Raw genomic sequence first — 22,871 nt, 5'->3', positions numbered from 1 at the left:
TCACGAGGGTTTTGATTGTGCTGGATCGAACGTTCTAGTTCGACTTCGCAGTGACCCACACGGTGAACGCGACGATAATTCCGAGTCCGATGATCCAGATGAAGAGGCCCTCTGCGACCGGCCCGATAGATCCGAGGGTGAGGCCGCCGACAGCGGGCTTTTCCTCGATGTACTTCAGGTAGCTGATGATGTCAGCCTTTTCCTGCGGTGTGATGTTGGCATCGCTGAAGACCGGCATGTTCTGCGGGCCGGTCACCATTGCCTCGTACACGTGATCTGCGCCCACACCGATCAGGCTGGGTGCGAACTTGCCCTCCGTGAGCGCACCACCGGCGGCAGCCACGTTGTGGCACATTGCGCAGTTAATACGGAACAGAGTTGCACCGTTTGCCACATCGCCATCGCCCTGCAGGTACTGGGAATCGGGAAGGCCGGGGCCTGGGGCCAAGGACGCGACGAACGCTGCCATCTGCAAAGTCTGCTCGTCAGTGAACTGAACGGGCTTAACCATGCCCTGAGGGCCCTGGAAGGCAAGAGGCATACGACCGGTGCCGACCTGGAAATGCACGGAAGCGGCACCAGATCCGATGAGCGACGGGCCGTCGACGGTGCCTTCTGCTTCCATGCCGTGGCATGTTGCGCAGTTGGCAGCGAACAACTTCTCGCCAGCTTCAATAGTTGCGGGTGAGGAGAGATCCACTTCTGCGGTTGCTGTGGTCTGGCTAAACCCGGTGTAGGCAACCCCTGTCACGAGGAGCCCGACTGCCACCAATGCGACGGTGGCGAGAGGGTGCCGACGACCTGACTTGCTGACGTTCTTCTTGGCGCGAGCCATGATGTCGTTTCTCCTGACCTATTTGACCATGTAGATGACGATGAAGAGCCCAATCCACACGATGTCGACGAAGTGCCAGTAGTACGACACGACGACAGCGGTGGTCTCTTCCTTGTGGGTGAAGTTCTTCACCGCGTAAATGCGGCCAATGACCAACAAGAAGGCGATAAGACCCAAAGACACGTGAATACCGTGGAAACCGGTAGTGAGGTAGAAAGCAGAGCCGTAGGGATCAGATCCCAACGTAATGCCCTCAGAGATAAAGGTCGCGTACTCCCACGCCTGCCCCGCGACGAAGATGGCGCCCAGGAAGAAGGTGAGGTAGAACCACTCCACGGCACCCCACTTTGAGGGGCTCGATCCGGTGGCGCGAGGCTGCATGCGCTCGGCTGCAAACACACCTGCCTGGCAGGTGAAGGATGATGCCACCAGGATCAACGTGTTGATCAGGGCGAAGGTGAAGTTGTGCTTTGCCGTCTGCTCTGCCCACAATTCAGGGTTCATGGCCCGAAGAGTGAAGTAGATTGCGAACAGACCCGCGAAGAACATAACCTCGCTGCCCAGCCACACGATGGTGCCGACGGCGACAGTATTGGGGCGTTGCACCGTTGGCACGGATAACTTCGTATTCATAGTGGTTGTCGTCACCCCTCCATTATGGCTGAAAGTTTGGTGTGCATATTTCACATTCACACGGCGTGCCGAACTTTCCGCGACTTCTCGTCTCAGCCTACCGTGTCCCCGCTCCCGGTGTGACCGTCGATTGACCATGCCACAGTTGATTCGGCGCGGAAGGAAGGGCCCGCTGCGTGTTACTGAGCCTCGATAGACTCCTTGTCATGATGGACGAACGTACCTGGCCCTCGATCCTCACCAGCATGCTCGAGGAGCGCGACCTCAGCGTGTCTCAAGCGGACTGGGCAATGGCAGAAATTATGACCGGACGCGCAACCGCAGCTCAAATGGGCGGCTTCCTCGTTGCCCTGCAGAAAAAAGGTGTGACGGTCGACGAAATTGTCGGCTTCCGAGACGCTATTCTCGCTGAAGCTCGTGAGGTTCCCCTGCCCAGTATGTCTCTCGACATCGTCGGCACCGGGGGTGACCGGTTCGGAACCGTCAACATTTCTACGATGGCATCGATCGTCTGCGCGGCGAGTGGGGTGCCCGTGGTCAAGCATGGGAACAAGGCCGCAAGTAGCCTGTCCGGGTCTTCGGACGTGCTGACGGCTCTCGGCATCGATTTCTCACTTGAACCCGACCAGCTGGCTGAAGCGTTTGATCGTGTGGGCATCGCATTCGTGCACGCGGCCAAGTTCCTTCCGGGGTTTCGGCACGTGGCACCTGTCCGAGCAGAGCTTGGGATCCAGACCGTGTTCAATTACCTCGGCCCCCTGTGCAATCCGGTGCGCCCAGAAGCGACCGCTGCGGGCGTCGCCGATCATGCGCGTGCGCCCCTATTCGCTGACCTCTTCCGCTTCCGTGGTGCCTCTGCACTCGTGTTTCGCGGCGACGACGGTCTCGACGAACTCACGACGACCGGACACTCTCACGTGTGGGAGGTGAGTCGCGGGGCGCTCACCGAGCATGATCTCGATCCCCGTGATCTCGGTATCGCTCGCTCGCAAATGAGCGACCTGGTCGGCGGGACGCCCGAACACAACGCTGCCGTGGTGCGTCGTGTCTTCGAGGGGGAGTCAGGGCCGGTTCGCGATATCGTCTTACTCAATGCCGCCGCTGGACTCGTGGCATTTGATTTGGCGCACAAGCCTGCCAGCGCCGACCTGCCGTTCCTTGAGAGGCTCAGCCTTGGCCTGGAAAGAGCAGGTGCAGCGCTTGATAGCGGTGCGGCACTCTCCAAGCTTGATCAGTGGGCTGCGGTCACCAGCGAGCTGGGATCCGCTCGCTGAAGCCAGAAGCCGTCACATCTTCTCTGATGTCTCACGCGTGAGTCTGTTGTATTTCAGCAGAAATGGCATGGGATCGATCGCCTCTTTGTTGACCGTCAGTGCGAAGTGCAGGTGGGAGCCAAACGACAACCCGGTATTACCGACCCGTCCGACGGGATCTCCGACTCGCACCGTGTCGCCAATCTGATGGTCGTGTGAGCCCGCCTGCATGTGGCAATACCGGGCGGTGATGTCGAGGCCTTCGATCTCGTGCTCGACTTTGAGTCCGAACCCGCAGCCATCGTTCGCGTAGCCTGCCTCGACTACCACCCCGTCGGCGATCGACTGAATGGTGGTGCCGTCAGGAGCCGCGAAATCTTGAGCGTCGTGGAATCCGGCGACGGGCCAGTGGCGTTCACCAAACGGATCGGTCAGGGGAACGGAATGGGCAAAGGGGAACTGCACCCTCGCATCGACGTAGTTTACGAAGGAGCCGCTACTGTCGCCTGCCTCGACACTGACTGAGTTCAGGGCATCGAATGACGCCGATGAGTCCCCGGTACCTCCGGTGTTGAGCAGCTGGGCCTGTAATGCTGCCGCAGCCTGCTCGGATTCGCCGAAACGGATTCCGGGGAGCGACACAGTGAGCAGCAGCGAAACGACCGCAGCGCCGGCGGCGGAGGTCGCGAATACGCGTCTCTTGGGTCGGTGCGGCTGGATCGCTGGCTTCTTCGGCATCGCACCCGAGGGGGGTGGATCATCGAGATCAACTTGGGGGAGAAGCGGTGGCAATAACACTGCACCCTGAGTGGGGTGTGTGGAGACTGCCGAAGCTTGGAGTGCTGCGCGAAGCTCACGTCGACTCGGGAAAGCTGGTTCCGAAGGAGCCGCATGTCTCGGCATGCGTCTCCCTTCTACTCAGCGACCACGGGGGCGCACAGCGCGAGCGCGAGTCCCGAGCTGTGGCTCCGGGCCTTCCCCCAACATGACGTGCGACGGACAATCCAACCCACAGAATGTAACGGTCAGATTACAACGGATCGACTGCATCCGCCAGTTGACGGCGTACCTTACGTATATTGATCGCGTAGCCCGAGTCGTGCCTCACATACTTTGATCGCATACTCTTACGCTGAACCGGTATGAACAAGGGTGTGGTGTCAGTGCCGACACGAATCGAAGTCACCAAACAACTCAAACAGGCCTATAAGACCGCGAGCAGGTCCGAGAAATCGAAGATTCTGGATCAGTTCTGCGCAACCACCGGTCTGTCTCGGGTGTCAGCCAGGCGTTATCTCACCAGACCGCATTTGGGCGTGAAGAATGTCTCCCAGCTCGATCGTCGCCGTCACCGCCCAACGACGTACTCTGCAGCATCGAAACGGGTGCTGGTGTGGCTGTGGAAGGTCATGATGTACCCGTGCGGGAAATATATGCACGAGATGATCCCCGCGTGGATCCCCCAGCTCGAAGCCCATGGTGAGCTCCGCAATGGTAAGCACGACTACAGTCCCGAGGTGCGTGCCGAGCTCTTACGCATGTCCGCCGCGACGATCGATAGCTACCTGCAAGAGCACCGGCGAGCACTCGATCTGAAAGGGATCTCGGCCACCCGCTCTGGCGCGCTGCTACGTACCTCGATCACGATCCGGAAAGCGGGCGACGAGGCAGAACACGAGCCGGGATTCATGGAGTGCGACACGGTCGCGCATTGCGGCCCAACACTGAAAGGCGAGTTCGCGAGGACCCTCACCGCGACCTGCGTGCACACCGGGTGGACGCACCTGGAAGTGTTGCGGAACAACGCGCGCGTGCACATGATCACAGCTCTCGAGCGTCTCGAGGCTGCGTTACCGTTCGCGATTGCCGGGTTGGACTGCGATAACGGGAGCGAGTTCATCAACGACAAAGTCGTTGAATGGGCCCGCGGCCGAAAGATCTTCTTCACGAGGTCTCGGCCATACAAGAAGAACGATCAAGCGGTCGTGGAATCAAAGAACAACCACATCGTCCGTAAGTACGGCTTCTACTACCGTTACGACACCACCGACGAACGAGAAGTCCTCGAACGGCTTTGGCATGTCGTGATGCTGAAGATGAACTTCTTCACGCCCACGAAGAAACCAGTGGGGTGGGAAGCTGATGGGCAAGGGCGTAGGCGGCGAGTGTATGACGCTCCCCGGACCCCGTATGAGCGGTTACTCGAGTCCGGCATACTTTCCCTGCAGCAAACGCGAGAGCTAGAAAAGACGTATGCGAAGCTCAACCCGGTCGAGCTGAGCCGTGACATTGTCAGGTATCAGGGCATGCTCATGACCAAAGCCGGGTGGAAGACCGAGGTCCTGACGGCCGAGGTCGAAGAATCGAAGAGACGACGGCGCGGGCGACAGTCGGGCGGGGTGAAACTCCGCTCGGCTTGAACGCGGGGTTACGCGATCAATCTATGTGAGGCACAAGATGAACTACGCGATCATCTTGACATGAGGCACTACGGTTGAGATAAGTCTACGTGGAGCGAACTCGGGCAAAGGAGCTGCGGTCATTGCAGTGCTACAGATAGCTCTGAACGAGCTTCTTTCGCGCGCCTCCCATTGGTTGGCGCCCCGCACAGTAGCGGGTCGATTATTGGTTGCTCGAATGCCCCGGTGGATCGGTCGACTCCTCCTGCACAATTTGTGCCTGGCGGCGAAGCCGATGAATTTCACCAACGGTCAACGAGGAGTCGCCGGAGGCCGTGTGGTCGGGCCTCTCGGGTCCAGCGGGCTGAATCTTTCCTGGTTCTAGCGTTCGTTCAACGTCCTTGGGTGAAACGGTTGAGATGGGTCCTGTAGTGGCATCCACATACCAATCTACGAGTGAGGGATCATCACTATCGAAACCGGCACCGGCGCCCTCATCGGAAGGCACTGCGCTCGCTTCGAATACAAAGTCGTCCCCGTATTCGTCGATTCCCCGACGAACGCCCTGTGCAATCGCTGCACGCGCATATTTGCTGCGAATGATGTACGGATCGGTTCGCAGATCCCTTGCCCAGGAAATCATGATCCCAATCACAACGAAAGCGAAAGGGAGAGCTGACACCACCATGAGCGATTGCAGCCCCGAAAGTGCGTCTTGGCCGCCGGCTAGCAGGAGCGAAATGGCGATGAGTCCCAACAGAAGCCCCCATAGGATCGTCACTGAAGTCGAGGGCTTAGGTCTGCCACCCTGTGACATTGACGCCATAACCACTGAGGCTGAGTCGGCAGCGGTGACGAAAAACACCACGATGGCGATCATTGCAACGATAGAGGTCAGCAGACCAAAAGGAAGCAATTGGAAGAGATTGAAGAGAACCTCTTCACCTGATCCACCGCCGAGCAGATCCTCACCCTGAATGGTGAAATACATCGCGGTGCCGCCATAGATGACGAACCACAAAAACACGATTGCTGACGGAACCAGCACGACAGTCAGGACAAACTCCCGCAGGGTTCGCCCACGAGAAATCTTGGCGATGAACATTCCCACAAACGGGGTCCACGACACCCACCAGGCCCAGTAGTAGGTGGTCCAAGAAGCCATGAACGCGGAAGCTTCCTCGCCTTGATTGGGGTTTCGAGCCAGCATTGTTCCAAGCTGATTGACAAAATCAACGATTGACGCGGGCACGAGGTTGAGCAGGAAGACAGTGGGCCCCGCGATGAGGACAAACAGCCCCAAAAGACCGGTCAGGACCATATTGGTATTTGAAAGTGCTCGAATACCACGCTTGATCCCGGAGACAGCTGACGCAATGAAGAGTGCCGTGAGGATTCCCATCGCGCCAACAATGAAAATCTTGCCCATCGGGGGGAGCCCCGTGACCTTGAGGAATCCACTTTCGATCTGCAGAGCACCAATTCCGAGTGAGACCGCGGTGCCGAACAGCGTGACGATAATGGCAAAAATGTCGATGATTCGGCCGAGTATCCGATGTGATGATCCGGGGAAGACTGGTTCGAAGAGGGCAGATATGAGAGGTGCCCGGCCTCGACGATACGCGCTGTAGGCGATGGCCCCACCCACTAGCGCATAGAACGACCAGGCGATTGGACCCCAATGCAGCATCGTCTGAGCCATTGCCGGCAATTCAGCGGCGCTGCTGCCCGGGTCGGCGCGCACCCCTGGGGGAGGGTTGAGGAAATAAGTGAGCGGCTCAAGAGGCCCGTAAAACAGCAGTCCGATCCCGAGGCCGGCAGCGAACAACATAGAGATCCACGACATTGTGGAATACTCGGGCTCCTCATCATCGGAACCGAGTCGAATTCCCCCTGTGCGGCCAAAACCTACGGCGAGCATGAAGAGCGTGATGGCAATCGCGAGGGCCCCAAACAGCCAACCGAAGTTGATTGTCACCCAGGACAAAGACGCGGATCCCACTTCGGAGATTTGTTCCGGGGCCAGGAAAGCCCAGACAAGCACAGCGACAGTCAGCGCCACAGCGATTCCCAGAACTGGCCAGTTCGTCGGGAAGCGAACTCCGGTGTGTTCAACTCCGATCCCAGGGATCAAACCCGGGTGTGGTGGATCTATGACCGGTACAAGCGTATCTGGGGCATTTCGCCGGGGTTTTCGACCCGGCGAGGTATGGTCCGGGGGAGCAACACCTGCGTTCTTTGGCTCTGACTTGTCGTTTTGATCGTGCATGTCTCGCCTAATCTGTTGTGTTGAGGGCGTTACAGTTTTCCTCATTTTGGCCAGGCGGCCGTGTATCTCTGTAGGTCACCGAAGCTAGCAAGAGCCAAGTCTTCGTGCAATACGTTCCCGTTCACGCCTGCCGAAGAGCAGTGTCCAGTGTCATGTCGAGCTGTGTGTTCATGTGCTTGAGATACTGAGCCGTTCGCGAACGTGAAGCCCAGGCTTTTCAATAAGCTTGCTCGGGGCGAGACGGGTGCCTGCGGTGGGCTCCAGGGTTCGGAGTATGCTGACACCAACTCGCAAACCTGGCGGATGGAGTGGTATGACAAGCACCAGTTCCTCGGTGAAACCAACCACGTTCACTGGCGCACAGGGCGATACCCTCGCTGGCCGGCTAGAGTTGCCTCCCGGGAATCCGCGCGCATACGCTCTTTTCGCGCATTGCTTCGCATGCGGGAAGGGCGCAGTTGCTGCGACTCGGATTGCTCGCGCTCTTACAAAACATGACATCGCGGTATTGCGGTTTGACTTCACGGGGCTCGGTCACTCCGGTGGCGATTTTGCCGACACGACATTCTCGACGAACGTTGACGACCTTGTCGCAGCGGCTGACTTTCTTCGCCTGCGCTTCGAAGCACCGAGTCTCTTGATTGGGCATTCGCTTGGGGGATCGGCGGTGCTCGCAGCGGCGGAGAAGATCCCCGAAGTGCGCGCAATTGCCACGATTGGTGCTCCAGCAGATCCACGCCATGTCTTGGGAGTTCTCGAGGAGAAGGTCACGGAGATCGAGACAACCGGCGCCGCCTGGATCGATCTGGGCGGAACACCATTCCAGGTGAGCCAGGAATTCCTCACGGACATAGAAGGCCAGCGGTTGGGCGGCCAGATCAGTCACCTTGCCCCAGCGCTTCTGGTCATGCACTCTCCAACGGATCGGATTGTGCCGATCGAGCACGCACAGCAGATTTTTGATGCGGCACCTCACCCCAAGTCTTTCATTGCCCTTGACGAGGCCAATCATCTCCTCACGCGGCCCGCTGACGCTGAATTTGCCGCCGAGGTCATCGCGGTGTGGGCGGCTCGATACTTCCCGAAGGTGGATAGTTCGCTCCCGGCCATGGTTCACGGCGGTTCAGCAGAGTCATTACCTGAGGGTGTCGTACACGTAGGGGAGAGCGGCTATCGTCCATACGGCCAGGTGGTGACTACCTCACGCCACTCTCAGCTCGCAGATGAGCCACACCCGATCGGCGCAGACTCTGGTCCGTCACCCTACGAATACTTGCTCGGGGCACTGGGCGCTTGCACCTCTATGACGCTCAGAATGTACGCAGAACGCAAGAAATGGCCCATCGGCAGAATCGGCGTGACACTCAGGCACTCGCGTATACACGCAGAGGACTGTGCGACCTGCGAGAAGACAACAGGCCAAGTTGACCATATTGAGAGAGTGATCTCCATCGAAGGCGAGTTGACGAGCGACCAGCGCGAGTCATTGCTTTCAATTGCGGATCGTTGCCCGGTGCACCGGACGCTCGAGGGGAGTGTCGCAGTTACGACGACGCTGACGCAGGAACAAAGCGCGTGGCGGCCTGGGTGAGAGCACCAAAGAAGAACTCGAGCTGACATAATATAGATTATCAACACTTAGGCAAGGTCAAGGGTCATGAGTAAAACGCTCTGGCCGAGATCATCGAACGTCGCGTGAGCCCGGCAATCACCGCATGTGGCCTCTCGATCGCTTATCGCTTGGCCGGCCGTGACTGCGCTACGCGCTGAGGGCGACGTACGCGCGCGAAGCGAGTACGCTTGCCCCGATCACGGCCACCTGGGCGCCCGAGATCATTAACTCCGCGGAGGTGAACCAGCCGGCGGCGACCGTCAGTGCCAGGCCGCCCGCCACCAACGTCGCGCCGACAATTGCGAGCAGCACTCCGAGAATCTTGTTCACCGCATACGACACTCGGCCCGGCGCTCGAGGCAACGTGCGACTACTCCGCACGCGGATCAGCGCGGCACACGCGAACACCAGCACACCGAGTGACAGTGCTCCAACGAGATCACTCGGGCGGTGCCACCCATATTCGAGGAGCTGCCAGGCGGCGATCCCGGTCAAGATCGCGCCAAGGAGGGCTGCTGTGGGCTGCAGCGTGCGCGGTACCGCCCAGATGAGTGCCGCACTCACAACAGTGAACACGGTCATGTGCCCGCTGGGAAAGGTGTTCTCGGCGTCGAACTCGAAGAGCCCGGGACGCTCCAGAACCCGCTGCTTCAGGAGTTGGGAGGTCACGATCGCGATCGTCGGAAAAATCACCACCGCGAGTGCGCGACGCGCTCCGTGTGCCCACAGTGCAAGCGCGCCGATCAGCACCAGTGCCACTATTACAGCGGGAATAGAGACAAGACTCAGCGGCGCTGGCGGATCGTAGCTGAAGCTTGCCGCCTCGAGCACGCTTGCCTCAGCGCGTTGACCCAGCAGGCTGCCCACGCCGACTGCGTACGACAATCCGCCGAACACGAGCGCAAGGAGCGCGTAGGCCAGGGCGCGGCCACGGTGCATACCCATCCCGTTCGCTCCCCTCCTCTCCCCCGTCTCGATCGCTCAGCGCGACGAGGTCGTCGCCTGCAGCCTACGGCCGTCGGCTATCGAATTTCTGGGTGTGCGCGGTCAGCCGCGCGAACCGCCCAGAGTGCCACCGCGGCGGCGGTTGCGACGTTGAGTGAGTCGACCTCGTGTTCCATCGGGATGACGACGCTCCGGATCGCTGCGGCCAGTGCCCTGCGGCTGAGGCCTTCACCCTCGGTACCGAACATCAGCGCGAGCCGCGGCGGCAGCGAGTGTGAGAAGTCAGCGAGGTCCTCGGCGTCCTCCCGGAGCGCAAACGCTACGAGATCGTATCCGGCATCTCGAATCATCGGGCCGGCGGTGCGCCAGTCGGGCAACCGTGCCCACGGCACCTGCAGCACCGCACCCATGCTCACACGGACCGAGCGACGATACAGTGGATCCGCGCAGGCGGGTGTGAGCAAGACCGCATCCGCGCCAAGCGCCGCGACCGACCGAAAAATGGCGCCAACATTGGTGTGATCGGCAAGGTCCTCAAGCACGACAACGCGAGCTGAGCGGCTCAGGAGTTCAAGCGGATCGAGTTCCTGAGGTCTGTGCATGGACGCGAGTGCACCCCGATGCATGTGAAACCCGGTGAGCTGTTCAAGCTGCGCGTCAGTTCCGACATAGACCGGCACCTCGGGAAATCTCTCGAGCAACGGCTCAACTCGGGGCAGCCACTCCTGCAGGATTAGGACCGAGCGTGGCTGATGGCCAGCGCGCAACGCGCGTTCAATGACCTTGGGTGACTCTGCGAGGTAGAGCCCCTCGGCTGGCTCCCGCACCCGACGCAGCGCAACGTCGGTGAGTTGCGTATAGTCGGCAAGCTCGGGAGCGTCGATGCTGTCGATCTGGTGGATCCTCACACCCGCTCCCCCGTCGTACTGAGCGCAATGAGAAACGAGTGAATCTCGGCCGCTGCGTGATCCACCGCCTCGTAGTGCACGAGGTGGCCCACTCCCGGGACGATGCGCAGGCGCGCGTCGAGGAGGCGGTTGCGCAGCGATAGCTGCTCTGGCAGTGGCGTGATGTCGTCGCGATCACCCGCAATGAGCAGGGTGGGCTGGGTCAGCGCAGCAGCGTATTCAACGACGGTGTGCGACACAGAAGCCTGGAACGCCTGAAGCAGGGTACCTGTATCAGAGAAAATGCTGAAGTAGGTGTCGTGCTGACCGTGGATCCAGGCTCGGAGTTCGCGGTCTCGGGTCTTTGCCATGACCTCGCTCATCAGACGCACGATGATGGGATGCCCGAGGAGGCCACGCGCCGCGCGCTCGGGAAGCGCATCGGCGGCACGGTAGTACCAGGTGGCGAGTTGCGTCAGCACACCCTGCGGGCCCTCGAGAGCGGGGGCAGAAATTGGATTGATGAGTATCACGTTACTGGGAGCCAGGCCACCCGCGATCGAGTTTGCGACCACCAACGAGCCAAATGAGTGCCCGAGTATCGCGAAACGATCGCCGGCTACCTGGAGGGCAAATTCGCGCAGCCACTCACCGTAGAGATTGAGATCGTGTATGCGCCGAGGGAGCGCCGGGGTGGCACCAAAGCCGGGGAGATCGGGCACGATGATGCGGACTCCGGGTGAGCGTCGAGCGATCTCCCGCGCGAGCAGGTCAAGCCCGTGGTGATCACCGCGAAATCCATGCACCAGAATCATCGGAGCGCCGCCCGGATCGCCATACTGCCACGCTCGGGTGTCAGCTCCAAGGGTAGGAATGAGAAGGTCTGGCAATGCGTCGGTCACGTGTCGAGTGTAGCCGTCCGGCCCACCGATGTCGGTGCCTGCCGGTAGCATCGGGAACGAGGAAGAGGAGCACCGTGACCGATTATCTGCCCTTGTGGGCTGAAAACCTGGCCGTTTTCGATACTGAGACCACCGGAGTTGACACTTCGAGTGCGCGCATTGTGAGCTCAACCATTGCACTCATCGGTGGATCTGGCGAGGTAAAGGAACGGTACGACTGGCTGATCGATCCCGGCATCGAAATTCCAGAGGGGGCGGCGCGCATTCACGGCATCACCACCGAGGTGGCTCGGGCGAGCGGTGTCCAGGCCCACGTGGGCGTGGGACAGATCGTGCTGCAGCTTCACGCAATGCTTGAGCGGGGGTTTCCCGTGGTGGCCTACAACGCGCCGTTTGATCTCAGCCTGCTCCGTGCCGAATCAGCTCGGCACGGAGTGACGTGGCCGGGCGCGGTCTCCCCCGTGATCGATCCACTGATCCTCGATAAGCAGTTCGACCGATTCCGGAAGGGAAAGCGCACGCTCGAAGTTGTCGCCGCGCACTACGAGGTGGAACTCGGCACGGCGCACGATGCCGGGGAAGACGCGATTGCGGCGGGCCGCGTGGCGCAAGCGATCGCGCGCAAGTACGCCAAAGTTCTTCCGGAGGAGATTCTCGCGGTACATGACGCTCAGATCGGCTGGGCGGCCGCACAGGCCGAAAGCTTCCAGGAGTACATGCGACGAGTCAAAGACGTCAGCTTCGTGGCTGACGGTGCCTGGCCCATCCGCGAGGGCTGAACCTCGGGCGGCTTACCGCACTGGGACCCCTGCACCGAGTCCAGACGCAACAAGGCGGGCGACACCCGAAGGTGTTGCCCGCCTTGTTGCGTCTCCCGCCTGAGTGGCGAGGACGTGCTTAGGCCCCGAAGCCCTTGAAGCGCTTGTTGAACTTCTCGACGCGACCGGCCGAGTCCATGATGCGCTGCTTGCCCGTGTAGAACGGGTGCGAGGCGCTCGAAATCTCAACGTCGATCACCGGGTAGGTCGCACCATCAAGCTCGATGGTCTTGCTGCTGGTGAGCGTGGAACGGGTGAGGAACGTCTCGCCCGAAGCCAGGTCGCGAAACACGATGGCGTTGTACTCGGGGTGGATCTCGGTCTTCATGGGTGTCCTTATGCTGTCGGTGATTGATGCGCAGAGCGCACGAAGTCTTTAGCCGTGATGTGCCAAAACTCTACTTTAGCAGATACGAGGGTTGATTCGTGCGTCCACGCTAAACGCGCGCAACCGCGGCGAAGCGACCGCCTTCAACGCTCAAATCAAAACGCATTCCAAACGTCTCACCCAGCGACTCGGCGGTGAGCGTCTGAGCAATGGGCCCCGATGCCTGAATCTTGCCATCTTTTAGCATGAGGACGTGAGTGAACCCGGGAGGAATCTCTTCCACGTGATGGGTCACCATGATCATGGCCGGCGAGTCAGGCGATTGCGCAAACCCTGACAACATCTGCAGGAGACGCTCACGCGCGCCCAGATCAAGACTCGCGCTCGGCTCGTCAAGGAGGAGCAACTCGGGATCGGTCATCACCGCACGGGCAATCATCGCGCGCTTGCGTTCCCCATCGCTAAGGGTGCCGAACGGGTGGTCTGCCAACTCTGTGAGGCCCCATTCGGCGACGATGCGATCAGCCTGCCGGAAGTCATAGTCGTCATACGACTCGTTCCAGCGACCCTCAACCGCATAGGCAGCGGTCAGGACGAGATTCCTCACAGTCTCGCTTGCGGGAATGCGACGGGCCGTCGCGGTCGACGCGAACCCCAGTCGGTTACGCAACTCCCAAATGTCAAAGGTGCCGAGCTTCTGGTCGAGGACCTCGACCGTGCCCGAGGTGGGATAGTCATTGGCGGTCGCGATCCGCAGCAACGTGGTCTTGCCAGCACCGTTCGCGCCGAGCACTACCCAGCGCTCTGAGCTGTCAACCTCCCAGTTCACCCCGTCAAGGATGGGACGACCGCCCCGCACGTAGGAAACATCGGTAAACCGGAGCACATTGACCATAGCTGCAAGCCTACTCAGTCAGATGCTCCCGGTTGGTGCGCGATGACAGCGTGTGCGATCTCTACACTGGACGCATGAGCCTCTCCCCCGCCCAACGCCCCCTGGTGGTACTCGATTGCGATTCAACGACGATTCAAGATGAGGTCATTGAGCTCCTCGCCGATGCCGCGGGCACCCGCGAGCAGGTCACCGAAGTGACCGAGCGGGCCATGCGCGGAGAACTCGATTTCGCAGCGAGCCTCCGAGAGCGGGTGGCGACGCTCGCAGGTGTGCCCGAGTCGGTATTCGAGGAGACCTATCGGCGCGTAAGGCCGACCCCCGGGATCCACGAACTCGTCGCCGAGGTGCACGCTCGGGGCGGCAAGGTTGGGGTGGTCTCGGGGGGCTTTCACGAGGTACTCGATCCGCTCGCCCAAGACCTGCACCTCGACTACTGGCGCGCGAACCGCCTGGAGGTCGCCGACGGGAAGCTCACAGGAAGACTGACGGGCCCGATCATCGACGCGCAGGCGAAGGCCGATGCCCTGCGGGAATGGGCTGCGGCCGAAGGGATCCACTGGGGCTCGACGGTTGCCATCGGTGACGGCGCGAACGACCTCAAAATGATGGAAGTCGCCGCGCTCTCGGTCGGGTTCAACGCGAAGCCCGTTGTTACTGACTTCGCTGATGTGGCGATCGAAGACGACCTGCGGCGGGCAATCCCGCTGCTCGACAGGTTGCTCGAGACCCCGTAAGTGTCGTGTGGGTCTAGTGACCCATCCCGAGGCCACCGTCGACAGGAATCACAGCCCCCGAGATGTACCCCGCTTCGTCTCCAGCGAGCCACGAGGCGGCGGCGGCGATCTCCGAGACCTGACCGAAGCGCGCGGCTGGAATGGAACTCAGGTACTGCTTTTGCTGCGCCTCCGGAAGCTCCGCGGTCATGTCGGTTTCGATGAAACCGGGGGCGATCACATTCGCGGTGATACCGCGCGAACCCAGTTCTCGAGTGAGCGACCGAGCGAAGCCCACGAGTCCGGCTTTTGACGAGGAATAGTTGATCTGCCCGGGTGAGCCGTACAGTCCAACCACGCTCGAGATCAGAATGACTCGCCCAAATCGAGCCTTCAACAGGCCCTTCGCCGCGCGCTTAACTACGCGAAACGTGCCGGTGAGATTGGTATCGATGACGCTCGTGAACTCTTCCTCCGTCATCCGCAGCAGCAGTGTGTCTTTAGTGATCCCAGCGTTTGCCACGACGACTTCGACCGGACCGAGTTCGCGCTCGACCTCTGAGAACGCGGCATCGATAGACGCCGAATCGGTCATCTCGGCTCGCACCGTCAGTGTGCCAACCGGGCCCTCGCCCGAGCGCGCGGTCACGGCCACGCGGTGCCCGTCCGCGATCATCCGTTCTGCGATGGCATATCCGATGCCGCGATTGCCGCCGGTCACGAGTACGGTACGAGGGGTGTTCATCGGGTGGATCCTTCCGTCGAATGCTCTGATCAGCCTAGAGGAACTCGGCACTTCCCGAGGTCTGCTCGCACCGGGCACTCAGTGCGGGGCGGTACTCTAGGAGGGAACGGAGACGAGGCGCATGTCTGAGCAATACAGCGTGACTTCGGCAGGGGTGACCCCGGCCGAAGATCGTGCGCGCCGCATGCGCATGTACTTCATCGCGATGAGTCTGCGGGTGGTGTGCATTGCCTCACTCTTCTGGGTGCGCGGCTGGTGGATCTTGGTGGCCGCCGCGGGTTCCGTCATCCTGCCCTGGTTCGCGGTTCTCGTCGCCAACGCCGTCGACCACGGCGGTGATGGCGACCGTCCTGAAGCACCGACACCGCTGGAGCTCACGGAGAGTACTCCGTCTGAAGCCGGCACTGCTCGGGCTGGAACCCCGGAGTCGCCAGCGACCCTCATCGTCATCGACGCACCGGCCGAGCGACGCAAGAGCGGTGATTCCACGTGAGCGGTGTGCTCACGGTGTCGCTTGGCGCCAACACCCCACAGATACTCGAGTGCTCGCGCGCCGCGTGTCGGGAGCGTGCGACTGCCGCGATCCACTGGCGAAACCCGAAAATTCACGGCGAGGAACGCCGAAAGACTTGGCTGGCGTGCGATGAGCACCTTGATTTCCTGCGTGACTACCTCACGACCCGGTCCTTCCCGGTTGAGGTCTCACCGATTAGCGGTGAGGAGATAGTGGAGTGACTGACACGCGGACCGTCGGATGGAGCTTCCTGCGCAGCAGGCGCTGGTTCGGGTACCTCGCGATGTTGATCCTGTTCTCCCTTGCGTGCGTCTGGTTTGGCAACTGGCAATTCGATCGCAGAGCGGAAGCCCGGGCCGAGATCACGCGTATCGACGCGAACTACGATGCCCCGGTCATCCCCCTCTCAGAAGCCGTCACTGGTCTCAGCGACTTCGACGAGGACGAGTTGAAGTGGCAAACGATCGAGGCGACCGGCACGTACATCGGCGAGCCGTTTCTCGCTCGCAATCGACCCGCGGCTGAGGGTGTCGGTTCGAATATGATCATGCCGCTGCAACTCACCGATGGCACAGTTTTCTTTGTGGATCGCGGCTGGGTTCCCGTTGCCGGTGCCGATGAGATTCCGGCGAACCTTCCTGAGGCGCCCGACGGTCTCGTCACCGTAGAGGCGCGACTGCGAGCGAGCGAACCGGAGATCTTCGGGAGGAGCACCTCGGGTCGGTCGGTAGCGAGCATCAACCTCACCGAACTGGGGTCGCAACTGAATTCCGAGCGTGTATTCACCGGAGCGTACGGACAGCTCGTGTCAGAAACTCCATCGGGCAACACTGGCATCCTCCCGGCGAAGCCGGAACGAGATGAAGGACCGCACCTTTCATACGCGCTGCAGTGGTACGTCTTCATCCTGATCGCCATCATTGGCGTGGCATATGCCGCGCGACAGGAGTACCGCAACCTCAACGCTGGCGACGAATCCGTGCTTCGTGAGGACGCTCGACGCGCCGAACGGCGACGGCGGCGAGGCCCGAGCGATGCCGACGTCGAAGATGCCCTGCTCGACGCTTAGGCGAGCTCGATGAGATCGAGGTATTCCTTCGACCAGTGATCTTCGGTGCCCTCTGGCATGATCAGCACGCGCTCGGGATTGAGCGCCTCAACTGCGCCCGGATCGTGCGAGACCAGCACGACCGCTCCCGTGAAGTTCGCGAGGGCATCGAGGATCTCCTCGCGGCTCGCTGGGTCGAGGTTGTTCGTGGGTTCATCAAGCAGCAGTACGTTGGCACTCGAAACCACGAGCATCGCGAGGGCGAGCCTCGTCTTCTCGCCACCGGAAAGCACACCCGCGGGCTTGTGCACGTCGTCGCCCGTGAACAGGAACGAGCCCAATACCCGACGAGCTTCAGTCTCCGTCAGGTGTCGCGACACCGACACCATGTTGTGGAGCACGCTGGCCTTCACGTCGAGCGTTTCGTGCTCCTGCGCGTAGTAGCCAACCTTGAGCCCGTGTCCGGCAATCAGGCTGCCTGCGTCGGGTTCGTCCACGCCGGCCAGGATCCGCAAGAGGGTGGTCTTGCCCGCGCCGTTCAGGCCCAGGATCACGACCTTGGAGCCTCGATCGATTGCGAGATCCACGCCGGCGAAGATCTCAAGCGATCCGTAGGACTTTGAGAGCATCTCCCCCATGAGCGGTGTCTTGCCGCAAGGGGCCGGGTCTGGAAAGCGGAGCTTCGCGACGCGATCCACTTGACGCTCGTCTTCGAGCCCGGAGAGCATCTTCTCGGCTCTGGCGACCATCTGATGGGCGGACGCTGCCTTTGATGCCTTCGCGCCGAAGCGCGCGGCCTGCTGCTGCAGTGCCGAAGCCTTCTTCTCGACGCTGGTGCGCTCTTTGCGTCTGCGCTCCTCGTCGGCCGCACGCTGACGCAGGTAGAGCTTCCATCCCATGTTGTAGATGTCGATAACCTGGCGGTTTGCGTCGAGGTAGAACACCCGATTCACGGTGTCACCGACGAGATCAATGTCGTGGCTAATCACGATCACTCCCCCGCGGTAGCTCTTCAGGAACTCACGCAACCACACGATTGAGTCCGCATCGAGGTGGTTCGTGGGCTCGTCAAGGATCATCGTGTCGGCATCGGAGAAGAGGATGCGTGCGAGCTCGATCCTACGTCGCTGACCACCCGACAGCGTGCCCAACGGCTGGTCGAGCACACGGTCAGGAAGACCCAGGTTGTTGGAAATCGAAGCCGCTTCTGCCTCGGCAGCGTAGCCACCCAGCGTCTGAAAACGGTCGGTCAGGTTGCCGAAGCGCTTCATTGCCTTGTCGGCGATGGCAGGATCCTCAGATGCCATGTCATCGGCAGCCTTCGTGATCTGCTGAGTCAGCGTTCCCAATCCGCGCGCGTCAAGAATGCGGTGGCGGGCGAGCTGGTCGGGGTCGCCTGTGCGTGGATCCTGCGGAAGAAACCCAAGTTCGCCCGAAACGCTGATGCTGCCTTCGGCGGGCTGGAGTTCTCCGGAGAGGGTGCGCGTCAGCGTGGTCTTCCCCGCTCCGTTTCGCCCGACCAGGCCGATTTTGTCGCCCGGAGTCACGCGAAAGGTGACTCCAGACATCAGTCGACGCGCGCCAACGTCGATTGCGAGATTTTCGACCGTGATCAAGGGAACTCCTACTTCATGTGGCATGCGAAGGCCCGGGCTGGGCGGCCCGGGCCTTCGTGGAAAAGCAAATAACTAGATGGAAAAGCCCAACTGCCTCCGGCAGAGCACACAGATGGTGACAGCCCACTGGGCTGCCACTGATCTCGATCCTAGATCGAGAATCCGAGCGCTCTCATCATGTCGCGGCCATCTTCGGTGATGCGCTCGGGCGTCCATGGCGGCATCCACACCCAGTTGATGCGGAAGGCGACCACCAGTCCGTCGAGGGCCTCAGCGATGTCATTTTCAATGACATCGGTCAGCGGGCAGCCGGCACTTGTCAGTGTCATGCTGATCACTAGGGCGTCGTTCTCTTCGTCGTAGGCGAGATCGTAGATCAGCCCCAAGTCGACGATATTGACACCCAACTCGGGGTCAGAGACGTTCTTCAACGCCTCTATCGCCTGCTCGCGGAATTCGGGATCGATCGTCGTGATCTTCACGGTCTCGTTCATGGTCTCTGCCTAGGCCTCAACGGCTTCGGGCAGAAAACGATCATAGCCCTCCGACTCGAGTCGATCGGCGAGCTCGGGTCCACCCTGCTCAGCAACGCGGCCGTCAACGAAGACGTGGACGAAGTCTGGCTTGATGTACCGAAGGATACGCGTGTAGTGCGTGATGAGAAGCACCCCAAGGTCAGTGCTCTCCTTCGCACGGTTCACACCCTCCGAGACCACCTTCAACGCGTCGACATCAAGACCAGAGTCGGTCTCGTCTAGCACGGCGAACCGCGGCTTCAGCAGTTCGAGCTGCAGGATCTCGTTGCGCTTCTTTTCGCCGCCCGAGAAGCCTTCGTTCACGTTGCGCCCGGCAAAGGAGGAATCCATGCGCAGATCCTCCATCGCGGCCTTCACATCTTTCATCCAGGTGCGGATCGCGGGGGCCTCTCCCGCAATCGCAGTCTTGGCCGTACGCAAGAAGTTAGCGTTCGTCACACCCGGAATCTCGACCGGGTACTGCATTGCGAGGAACAGACCGGCGCGCGCGCGCTCGTCTACTTCCATTTCTGTGACCTCGACGCCGTCGAGAAGAATCGAACCGCGAGTGACTTCGTATCGCGGGTGGCCTGCGATCGCGTATGCCAGGGTCGATTTGCCGGAGCCGTTCGGGCCCATGATCGCGTGGGTCTCGCCCTGACGAATCGTCAGGTTCACGCCCTTCAGAATTTCAATGGGGCCTTGTTCGGTGTCGACACTAACGTGCAGATCCTTGATTTCAAGTACGGAGCTCATGCGGAGATCTCTTTCATAACTGTGGGGTCAATGTATACGTCGCCGTCTTCGATTTCGACGGCATACACGGGAACCGGTTCGTAGGCCGGGAGGTTCTGGGGCTGACCCGTGCGGAGTGAAAATGCAGAGCCGTGAGCCCAACATTCCAGGGTATCGCCTTCAACGAATCCTTCGGCGAGGCTGATCTGGCCATGAGAGCAGGTATCGCCTATGGCGTGCACCTCTCCCTGCGCGTCGAGCACGACGGCGATGGGAACATCGTCAATCACGACACGCACTGCCTGATCCTGTGTCAAGTCGCTAAGTGCGAGAGCTTTCTGCCTGGTCACGAGTGTGCTGCCTCCGCGAGCTCATCCTCGATGGCAGTCTGCAGTCGCTCTTCAGTCTCGGCATTGCCGATCTGGCCGATGACCTCAAGCAAGAATCCCCGCACGACGAGCTTCCGCGCCTCTTGGGCGGAGATGCCTCGGCTCTGCAGGTAAAAAATGTGCTCGTCATCGAATCGGCCTGTGGCACTTGCGTGGCCTGCACCCTCAATTTCGCCAGTCTCGATCTCGAGGTTCGGGATGGAATCCGCTCGGGTGCCTTCAGTGAGCGTAAGGTTGCGGTTCTGCTCGTATGAGTCGGTGCCGCTGGCGTTCCGGCGAATAAGCACATCGCCGATCCACACGGTTCGTGCACCCTGGCCCTGCAGCGCGCCCTTGTAGTTGACGCGGCTGCGTGTGTTGGGGGCATTGTGGTCGAGGTAGACCTGCTGCTCCAGGTGCTGCCCTGCGTCGGCAAAGTACGCGCCGTATGCTTCACCATTGGCACCCTGCGAATCCAAGTGAATCGTGGGGTTCACGCGCACGATGGCGCCACCCAGTGAGACCACGATGTGCTTCAGCGAAGCATCTCGACCGACCGTCGCGTAATGGCTTGCTAGGTGCTGGGCATCCTCAGACCATTGCTGGATACTCACAACGGTGAGATCGGCACCGTCGCCCACGACGATCTCTACGTTCTCTGAGATCGTCGCCGCACCACGGTTCTCGAGGATCACGAGCCCGCGGGCGTGGGCCTTCGCCTCGATAACGGTGTGCGCGGCACGCGGGACTGTTCCGAGCTCTGACCGAGTGACCAGAGTGGTCACCGCTTCTTCGCTCGACACGGTGATGAGGTGGGCCTCGGAGAAGGCCGACCACGCGGCGGCGGCGGCTCGCTCTTCCGGGGCCCCAGCGCGACCGATGCGAGCATCGTCACGCCCGATCCACTCGCTCGATGCACCCGTGGCATTGGTGACCGCGAGCGGGATTCGCGATCCATCAAGCTCACCGTTCAACAGGGCAGCGAGCTTCGCGACGGGTGCGAACTTCCAGACTGCCTCTCGGCCGGTGACGACGGGAAAGTCGGAGACATCGGTTGAGGTGAATCGTTCAGACCGGGTCTGTACCGGTACCTTTTTGTCGAGGCCCCCATCGGAGTGGGCGACGAAACCGTGTTGAACGGATTCTCTCGTGGCTACAGCTTCGGTCATTATCCGACGGATCCTTCCATGCCCATCTCGATGAGCTTGTTCAGTTCAAGTGCATATTCCATCGGCAGCTCGCGGGCAATCGGCTCGATGAAGCCGCGCACGATCATCGCCATCGCCTCGGCCTCTTCCAGCCCGCGACTCATGAGGTAGAACAGCTGGTCTTCACTCACGCGCGACACGGTCGCTTCGTGTCCAAGCTCGGCATCATCGGTGCGAATATCGATCGCCGGGTACGTATCGCTTCGCGAAATCGTGTCGACGAGCAGCGCGTCACACACCACGGAGTTGGCCGCGTGGTGCGCGGACGCGTCGATCCGCACCTCGCCGCGATAGCCGGTTCGGCCGCCCCCTCGTGCAATTGACTTTGAAAGAATCGACGACTTGGTGTGCGGGGCCATGTGAATCATCTTGGCTCCGGCATCCTGGTGCTGACCGGGGCCCGCGAATGCGACGGAGAGCGTCTCTCCCTTTGCGTGCTCACCGGTGAGGTAAATCGAAGGGTACTTCATCGTGACCTTCGAACCGATGTTGCCGTCGACCCATTCCATAGTGGCGCCTTCTTCTGCCACCGCGCGCTTGGTCACCAGGTTGTAGACATTCGTCGACCAGTTCTGAATCGTGGTGTAGCGCACCCGGGCGTTCTTCTTCACGATGATCTCAACGACCGCCGAGTGCAACGAGTCGCTCTTGTAGATCGGCGCGGTGCAGCCCTCGATGTAGTGGATGTAGCTGTCCTCGTCGGCGATGATGAGGGTGCGCTCAAACTGGCCCATGTTTTCCGTGTTGATACGGAAATATGCCTGCAACGGAATCTCAACGTGTACGCCCTTGGGTACGTAGACGAAGGAACCACCCGACCACACCGCGGTATTCAGAGCGGCAAATTTGTTGTCGCCGGACGGAATCACGGTGCCGAAATACTCCTTGAAGATCTCGGGATGCTCGCGTAACGCGGTATCCGTGTCGAGGAAGAGCACTCCCTGCTGTTCGAGATCTTCCCGAATCTGATGATAGACAACCTCAGACTCGTACTGTGCGGCGACTCCGGCAACCAAACGCTGGCGTTCTGCCTCGGGGATGCCCAGACGCTCGTACGTGTTCTTGATTTCCTCCGGCAATTCTTCCCAGCTGGTGGCCTGCTGTTCGGTGGATCGCACAAAGTACTTGATGTTGTCGAAGTCAATCGCGCTGAGGTCGGCTCCCCAGGTCGGCATCGGCTTGCGGCCGAAAATCTGCAGCGCCTTCAAACGGCGCTCCAACATCCATTCAGGCTCGTTTTTCAGGCCAGAAATATTGCGCACAACAGCTTCACTGAGCCCACGCTGAGCAACAGCACCGGCCTCGTCTTTGTCATGCCAGCCAAATTCATATACTCCCAAGCTGTCGAGCTCGGGCCGTTCAATCAGCACGTCTGGCATCGTTCCATCCCTCGATCGTCTCGTTTCGGGAACCGTGCACTGCACCGACAATGTCAGTTTTGCGGGGTGGGGCATCCACCTGGTTCCCTGCAACGGTGCAGTAGTCTGGGCTTCGGACGGATCCGACCGACTGTGCACTCCACAGCGAGGCCGGATCACCGTTCGTAAGCTCAGCTTCCCATGGTACTTCACCCGCATGTGAATCCGCAGGCGGAGTCGTTGCGCTCTGAGCGAAGGTAGCTCCCTTTCGAAAG

At 60.7% G+C, this 22,871-nt stretch carries 24 protein-coding genes; 8 read left to right on the top strand and 16 right to left on the bottom strand.

Features of this window, described 5'->3' with window-relative positions:
* Positions 1-34: 34 nt before the first annotated feature.
* Both qcrC and ctaE read right to left on the bottom strand, forming a co-directional pair.
* A complete protein-coding gene (gene qcrC / locus ACTNFK_RS07055; protein WP_433647435.1) occupies positions 35-835 on the bottom strand; it encodes a cytochrome bc1 complex diheme cytochrome c subunit in 801 nt (266 codons plus the stop codon).
* Between the two features lie 18 nt (positions 836-853).
* Entirely contained in the window at positions 854-1,468 is a 615-nt protein-coding gene (ctaE, locus tag ACTNFK_RS07050) for an aa3-type cytochrome oxidase subunit III (RefSeq protein ID WP_433647433.1), read from the bottom strand.
* Between the two features lie 206 nt (positions 1,469-1,674).
* Here ctaE and trpD point away from each other — a divergent pair, with 206 nt between their 5' ends.
* Positions 1,675-2,742 carry an anthranilate phosphoribosyltransferase gene (gene trpD, locus ACTNFK_RS07045; RefSeq protein ID WP_435935746.1) on the top strand — a complete coding sequence of 356 codons (1,068 nt, stop codon included), beginning with the start codon at positions 1,675-1,677 and terminating at the stop codon, positions 2,740-2,742.
* 12 nt (positions 2,743-2,754) lie between these two features.
* Here trpD and ACTNFK_RS07040 read toward each other — a convergent pair whose 3' ends face one another.
* Positions 2,755-3,459 (bottom strand): M23 family metallopeptidase, encoded by a 705-nt coding sequence (locus tag ACTNFK_RS07040; protein ID WP_435935747.1) that lies wholly within the window; start codon positions 3,457-3,459, stop codon positions 2,755-2,757.
* 578 nt (positions 3,460-4,037) lie between these two features.
* Here ACTNFK_RS07040 and ACTNFK_RS07035 point away from each other — a divergent pair.
* Positions 4,038-5,141, top strand: coding sequence for an integrase catalytic domain-containing protein (locus ACTNFK_RS07035; RefSeq protein ID WP_435935748.1), 1,104 nt, complete (start codon positions 4,038-4,040; stop codon positions 5,139-5,141).
* A 202-nt stretch (positions 5,142-5,343) separates the two neighbouring features.
* Here ACTNFK_RS07035 and ACTNFK_RS07030 read toward each other — a convergent pair whose 3' ends face one another.
* Positions 5,344-7,389 carry a BCCT family transporter gene (locus tag ACTNFK_RS07030; RefSeq protein WP_433647201.1) on the bottom strand — a complete coding sequence of 682 codons (2,046 nt, stop codon included), beginning with the start codon at positions 7,387-7,389 and terminating at the stop codon, positions 5,344-5,346.
* Positions 7,390-7,702: 313 nt separating this feature from the next.
* On the opposite strand from ACTNFK_RS07030, the gene ACTNFK_RS07025 reads away from it, so the two are divergent.
* Positions 7,703-8,980, top strand: coding sequence for a bifunctional alpha/beta hydrolase/OsmC family protein (locus ACTNFK_RS07025; RefSeq protein WP_433647199.1), 1,278 nt, complete (start codon positions 7,703-7,705; stop codon positions 8,978-8,980).
* Positions 8,981-9,148: 168 nt separating this feature from the next.
* Here ACTNFK_RS07025 and ACTNFK_RS07020 read toward each other — a convergent pair whose 3' ends face one another.
* From ACTNFK_RS07020 to ACTNFK_RS07010, 3 genes are all read right to left on the bottom strand, one after another.
* On the bottom strand, positions 9,149-9,946 hold the full coding sequence (locus ACTNFK_RS07020) for a phosphatase PAP2 family protein (RefSeq protein ID WP_435935750.1): 798 nt from the start codon (positions 9,944-9,946) through the stop codon (positions 9,149-9,151).
* Positions 9,947-10,023: 77 nt separating this feature from the next.
* Complete coding sequence (locus tag ACTNFK_RS07015) at positions 10,024-10,854, bottom strand: TrmH family RNA methyltransferase (protein WP_433647195.1); 831 nt, start codon at positions 10,852-10,854, stop codon at positions 10,024-10,026.
* Entirely contained in the window at positions 10,851-11,735 is an 885-nt protein-coding gene (locus tag ACTNFK_RS07010) for an alpha/beta fold hydrolase (RefSeq protein WP_433647193.1), read from the bottom strand. Before ACTNFK_RS07010 ends, ACTNFK_RS07015 begins: the two co-directional genes overlap by 4 nt.
* A 74-nt stretch (positions 11,736-11,809) precedes the next feature.
* Here ACTNFK_RS07010 and ACTNFK_RS07005 point away from each other — a divergent pair, with 74 nt between their 5' ends.
* Positions 11,810-12,514: an exonuclease domain-containing protein gene (locus ACTNFK_RS07005; RefSeq protein ID WP_433647191.1), complete on the top strand. Its 705-nt coding sequence runs from the start codon at positions 11,810-11,812 to the stop codon at positions 12,512-12,514.
* A 118-nt stretch (positions 12,515-12,632) separates the two neighbouring features.
* Here the strand turns inward: ACTNFK_RS07005 and ACTNFK_RS07000 are convergent, their stop codons facing one another.
* Positions 12,633-12,881: a type B 50S ribosomal protein L31 gene (locus tag ACTNFK_RS07000; protein ID WP_433647190.1), complete on the bottom strand. Its 249-nt coding sequence runs from the start codon at positions 12,879-12,881 to the stop codon at positions 12,633-12,635.
* 109 nt (positions 12,882-12,990) lie between these two features.
* The gene (locus ACTNFK_RS06995; protein ID WP_433647188.1) at positions 12,991-13,776 is read right to left on the bottom strand and encodes an ABC transporter ATP-binding protein; all 786 of its coding nucleotides are present in this window, start codon (positions 13,774-13,776) and stop codon (positions 12,991-12,993) included.
* Between the two features lie 74 nt (positions 13,777-13,850).
* On the opposite strand from ACTNFK_RS06995, the gene serB reads away from it, so the two are divergent.
* Positions 13,851-14,510: a phosphoserine phosphatase SerB gene (gene serB, locus ACTNFK_RS06990; protein ID WP_435935751.1), complete on the top strand. Its 660-nt coding sequence runs from the start codon at positions 13,851-13,853 to the stop codon at positions 14,508-14,510.
* A 13-nt stretch (positions 14,511-14,523) separates the two neighbouring features.
* Here the strand turns inward: serB and fabG are convergent, their stop codons facing one another.
* Positions 14,524-15,234, bottom strand: coding sequence for a 3-oxoacyl-ACP reductase FabG (fabG, locus tag ACTNFK_RS06985; protein WP_435935752.1), 711 nt, complete (start codon positions 15,232-15,234; stop codon positions 14,524-14,526).
* Between the two features lie 121 nt (positions 15,235-15,355).
* Between fabG and ACTNFK_RS06980 the strand changes: the two genes are divergently transcribed.
* From ACTNFK_RS06980 to ACTNFK_RS06970, 3 genes are read left to right on the top strand one after another with little or no spacing between them, the layout of a single operon-like run.
* Positions 15,356-15,727 carry a DUF3099 domain-containing protein gene (locus ACTNFK_RS06980; RefSeq protein ID WP_435935753.1) on the top strand — a complete coding sequence of 124 codons (372 nt, stop codon included), beginning with the start codon at positions 15,356-15,358 and terminating at the stop codon, positions 15,725-15,727.
* Positions 15,724-15,969, top strand: a complete 246-nt coding sequence (locus ACTNFK_RS06975) for a hypothetical protein (protein WP_433647180.1) — start codon at positions 15,724-15,726, stop codon at positions 15,967-15,969. The genes ACTNFK_RS06980 and ACTNFK_RS06975 overlap by 4 nt, the downstream gene beginning before the upstream one ends.
* Complete coding sequence (locus ACTNFK_RS06970) at positions 15,966-16,817, top strand: SURF1 family cytochrome oxidase biogenesis protein (RefSeq protein ID WP_435935754.1); 852 nt, start codon at positions 15,966-15,968, stop codon at positions 16,815-16,817. Before ACTNFK_RS06975 ends, ACTNFK_RS06970 begins: the two co-directional genes overlap by 4 nt.
* Here the strand turns inward: ACTNFK_RS06970 and ACTNFK_RS06965 are convergent.
* From ACTNFK_RS06965 to sufB, 6 genes are all read right to left on the bottom strand, one after another.
* Positions 16,814-18,436, bottom strand: coding sequence for an ABC-F family ATP-binding cassette domain-containing protein (locus ACTNFK_RS06965; RefSeq protein WP_433647176.1), 1,623 nt, complete (start codon positions 18,434-18,436; stop codon positions 16,814-16,816). The genes ACTNFK_RS06970 and ACTNFK_RS06965 overlap by 4 nt on opposite strands.
* A gap of 125 nt (positions 18,437-18,561) precedes the next feature.
* Positions 18,562-18,906: a metal-sulfur cluster assembly factor gene (locus ACTNFK_RS06960; RefSeq protein ID WP_433647174.1), complete on the bottom strand. Its 345-nt coding sequence runs from the start codon at positions 18,904-18,906 to the stop codon at positions 18,562-18,564.
* Between the two features lie 9 nt (positions 18,907-18,915).
* Positions 18,916-19,683, bottom strand: coding sequence for a Fe-S cluster assembly ATPase SufC (gene sufC / locus ACTNFK_RS06955; RefSeq protein ID WP_435935755.1), 768 nt, complete (start codon positions 19,681-19,683; stop codon positions 18,916-18,918).
* Complete coding sequence (locus ACTNFK_RS06950) at positions 19,680-20,012, bottom strand: non-heme iron oxygenase ferredoxin subunit (RefSeq protein ID WP_435935756.1); 333 nt, start codon at positions 20,010-20,012, stop codon at positions 19,680-19,682. Before ACTNFK_RS06950 ends, sufC begins: the two co-directional genes overlap by 4 nt.
* Entirely contained in the window at positions 20,009-21,199 is a 1,191-nt protein-coding gene (gene sufD / locus ACTNFK_RS06945; protein WP_435935757.1) for a Fe-S cluster assembly protein SufD, read from the bottom strand. The genes ACTNFK_RS06950 and sufD overlap by 4 nt, the downstream gene beginning before the upstream one ends.
* Entirely contained in the window at positions 21,199-22,617 is a 1,419-nt protein-coding gene (sufB, locus tag ACTNFK_RS06940; protein ID WP_433647166.1) for a Fe-S cluster assembly protein SufB, read from the bottom strand. Before sufB ends, sufD begins: the two co-directional genes overlap by 1 nt.
* Positions 22,618-22,871 lie beyond the last annotated feature (254 nt).

The sequence above is a fragment of the Leucobacter fengyongliangi genome, assembly GCF_052386045.1.
The sequence above is the reverse complement of the archived record's forward strand: the minus strand, read 5'-3'. Positions and strand labels throughout refer to the sequence as shown.